Here is a 3,255-nt window from a genome sequence, read left to right on the forward strand (position 1 = left end):
CAGAGGCGCAAAGCCCGATCCCCCAAGCGTCCATCTGGATCGGGATGCCTCCCAAGGAGGAAACGGCGTCGACCATCAGGACGCGGCCATAACGAGCCGCCATCGGGCCGATCTCCTGGATGGGGTTGACGATCGTGGTCGAGGTTTCGAGGTGAACGATGGCCGCCAGGCGGGCCTGTGGGTAGTCTTCAAAGGCCTTGCGGAAATCCGCTGGATCCAGAGGCTGCCCCCAGGGGGCGTGAACCGGAATGACCTCCAGCCCATACTGCTGGGCTATGGCCACCAGGCGCTCGCCAAACCAGCCGTTGACCCCGATCACGACCTGCTCCCCGGTCGAAAGCGAACTTCCTAAGCAGGCATCCAGGGCCGACGAGCCGGATCCGACGAGAATGAACACGTCCCCACTCGTCCCATACACCTTCCGAAGCATGTCCAGGGTCTCATTGTGAATGTGTGTCCACTCCGGGCCGTAGTGGGGCTGAACCGGGCCTCCCATGGCCTCCAGGACCTCTTCCTCCGGTTGGATAGGACCAGGGATCATCAGCTTGAGTGTGGGTGTGGGTGTGCTCATCGTCCTTGCCACCTGATCAGGAAGACCCTCCTCGTTCTCTGGCTCCTATCCAGCGAAGGACATGCCATAGGAGTCAATCTTCACTCTCAACATCGCGGATGACGCTGGCGTGGAGCTCATCGATCATCCCCTCCAGCCGCTTCATCAGTTCTTGCCCTTTCGGCTCGCCCGTGGCCATTGCTGGCCAGCGGTCGAAATCCGAGAGCCGCTCCATGCCGGTGAACAGCCATGTTGGACCGTCGCCGAGGCTGTACAGGCGGGAGTACACCCGGACTTCGAATCCTCGCTCGCGCCAGTACGGCAAGCACTCCTTGCGCAGGAAGTCCTCCAGCTCGGACTGATCCCCCTTGGCCTTGATGACTTCCACGTGATACGTCCGAGCCATCTGACCCTCTCTTCAAGCTGAGCGCCCCTTGGGCGGCGTCAATAGTTTAGCCGGAAGGAGTCGCATCGCGGAGAGCCAGCGCGACCTTCTCCGGTGTGATTGGCAGAGAGCGGAAGCGGACCCCCGTGGCTGCAGCGATAGCATTAGCGACTGCCGCCGGCGGGTGGATTACAGGCGACTCCCCAAGTCCCTTGCTGCCGAAGGTCGTCAGGCTCGAGGGGTGCTCGACAATGATCACCTGTATCTCCGGCAGGTCTGCAATGGTGGGAAGCTTGTAATCGGTCCAATTGGTGTTGGTCCGCATGCCTTCCCGGTCGTACAGCACTTCTTCCATGAGGGCCATCCCAATGCCCTGCATCACGCCGCCCTCGATCTGCCCCTCAATCAGCGTGGGGTTGACCGCTCGGCCGATGTCATGGGCCGCGGCGTAGCGCAGCACGCGAACCACTCCCGTATCCGGGTCGACGTCTACTTCGGCCGCGTGGCAGTGGAAGCTGGGATAGTGGAATGCCGGGTAGAAGCAGGATTTCAGCCGAGTGTCGTCGTAGGTTGTCGGATCCGGGCGGGATTCGGCGCGGCTGCGCAGGCTGTCGGCCGGCGCTCGCTGGGCCAGTTCCCTGAGCGAAATGCGATCCTGCGGTGCTTCAATGGCGACGACAAAGCCGTCGCGCAACTCAAGAGCATCCTTGCTCGTTTCCAAGAGCTTTTCGGCAAGGGTCAGAAGCCTGAGGCGCAGTTCCAGGCAGGCGAATTGGGCGGCGCGACCGACGTTCGAGACCGTCCGGCTGCCCTGGGAGCCCCAGTCCCACAATCCGGAAAGCGTGTCCTGGACTTCGATGATCACATCTTCCAGGTCGACCCCCATCGTTTCGGCCGCGATCTGGCGAACACCCCCCATGATCGCCCCAGTGCCGATCTCTTGTGTCCCGACGCGGACTACGATTCTCCCCGCCTCATCGACCAGGGCCTCGGAGGTCGACAGCTGGAGCGTGGTGGTCCACCATCCCAGCGAGAGGCCCTTGCCGCGGCGAGGCCCGCTCGGCTGGCTCCAGCCAATGGCCTGCGCCGCGCGTTCGACCGCCTCCCGCAGCCCGACGGCCGTCAGAATCTGCCCGTTGGGGGCTTGGTCGCCCTCGCCGAGGAGGTTGTGGAGGCGTAGGTCGAGCGGATCCATATCGATGCGCGATGCGACCTCGTCCATGTGGGTTTCGAGGGCAAACACGCTCTGTGGCCCGCCCGGACCGCGGTAGGCACCGAAGTTGGTCTTGTGGGTGAGGACGCCATAGACATCGATGGCCAGGTTCGGAATCCGGTAGGGCCCGCCGAGACACAGCACGCCGACGGAAGCGATTTCCGGCGTTGAGCCGGCATAGGCGCCCCCGTCCATCACCATCCGAGCCGTCCGCGCCACAACCGTGCCGTCGCGCATGACGCCGGTTTTCAGGTGAGTTCGTGTCGGATGGCGCGGCAGACCCGCCAGCAGCTCGTCGGTCAAGGGGACGACCATGCGCACCGGCTTGCGCGCCTGCCGCGAGAGGAGTGCGGTTAGAGGCTCGATCTGCGGATACAGCTTGGAGCCGAAGGTGCCGCCGATCCCGGTCGGGACGATACGCACCTCTTCCTCGGGCACCCCAAGCACATGGGCGACATTCGTGCGGATCCAATAGGGGAGTTGGGTATTGGTATGGACCGTGGGAGGTTGGCCTGGCAGCACCGCCGCCGTCGCCACCCGCGGTTCGACGTGCGACTGGTGGACGCTTTCGGTAGAGTAGTCACCTTCGATAATGAAATCCGCGCCGGCGAAGCCTGCCTCGACGTCTCCGGTTCGCAAGGAAGCGAGGCAGCAAACGTTGCGCTCGCGCACCAGCCCTTCCTCCGCCCGGTAGGTGCTCCAGGCTTCGTGCACCAGCGGGGAATCGGGCTCCATCGCCTTCTCCGGGTCGACGATCGCCGGCAGGGGTTGGTAGTCGATGCTGATCAAGGCGATGGCCTGTTCGGCGATCGCTGGCGTGCGGGCGGCGACGGCCGCCACTGGCTCGCCATGGTATCGCACGCGATCGGACGCCAGCAGCGGCTGATCCCAAACCACGCCCGGCATCAACAGTCCGGCAGGCAGATCGTCTGCGGTCAGTACGGCTTCGACGCCTGCGAGGGCCTGGGCCCGGCTAGCGTCGACCGAGCGGATCAAGGCATGAGGATGAGGGCTGCGCAGGATGGCTCCATACAGCTGGCCCGGGAGATGGAAGTCCATCCCGTAGACGAAGGCGCCGGTCGACTTGGCCAGGGCGTCCTGACGCGG

At 64.3% G+C, this 3,255-nt stretch carries 3 protein-coding genes; all 3 read right to left on the reverse strand.

What is annotated here, in order from left to right:
* Positions 1-571: aminotransferase class V-fold PLP-dependent enzyme (locus MUO23_10890; GenBank protein ID MCJ7513461.1), on the reverse strand; the 571-nt coding region annotated here is incomplete at its 3' end.
* A 73-nt stretch (positions 572-644) separates the two neighbouring features.
* On the reverse strand, positions 645-956 hold the full coding sequence (locus MUO23_10895) for a hypothetical protein (GenBank protein MCJ7513462.1): 312 nt from the start codon (positions 954-956) through the stop codon (positions 645-647).
* 46 nt (positions 957-1,002) lie between these two features.
* A partial coding sequence (locus MUO23_10900) for a xanthine dehydrogenase family protein molybdopterin-binding subunit (GenBank protein ID MCJ7513463.1) occupies positions 1,003-3,255 on the reverse strand: 2,253 nt, incomplete at its 5' end.

Source organism: Anaerolineales bacterium (genome assembly GCA_022866145.1).
Taxonomy (GTDB): Bacteria; Chloroflexota; Anaerolineae; order Anaerolineales; family E44-bin32; genus PFL42.

What these genes read in the sequence shown, in the direction of transcription:
- MUO23_10895 (MCJ7513462.1), bottom strand. Translation starts at nt 956, where the DNA reads ATGGCTCGGACGTATCACGTGGAAGTCATCAAGGCCAAGGGGGATCAG.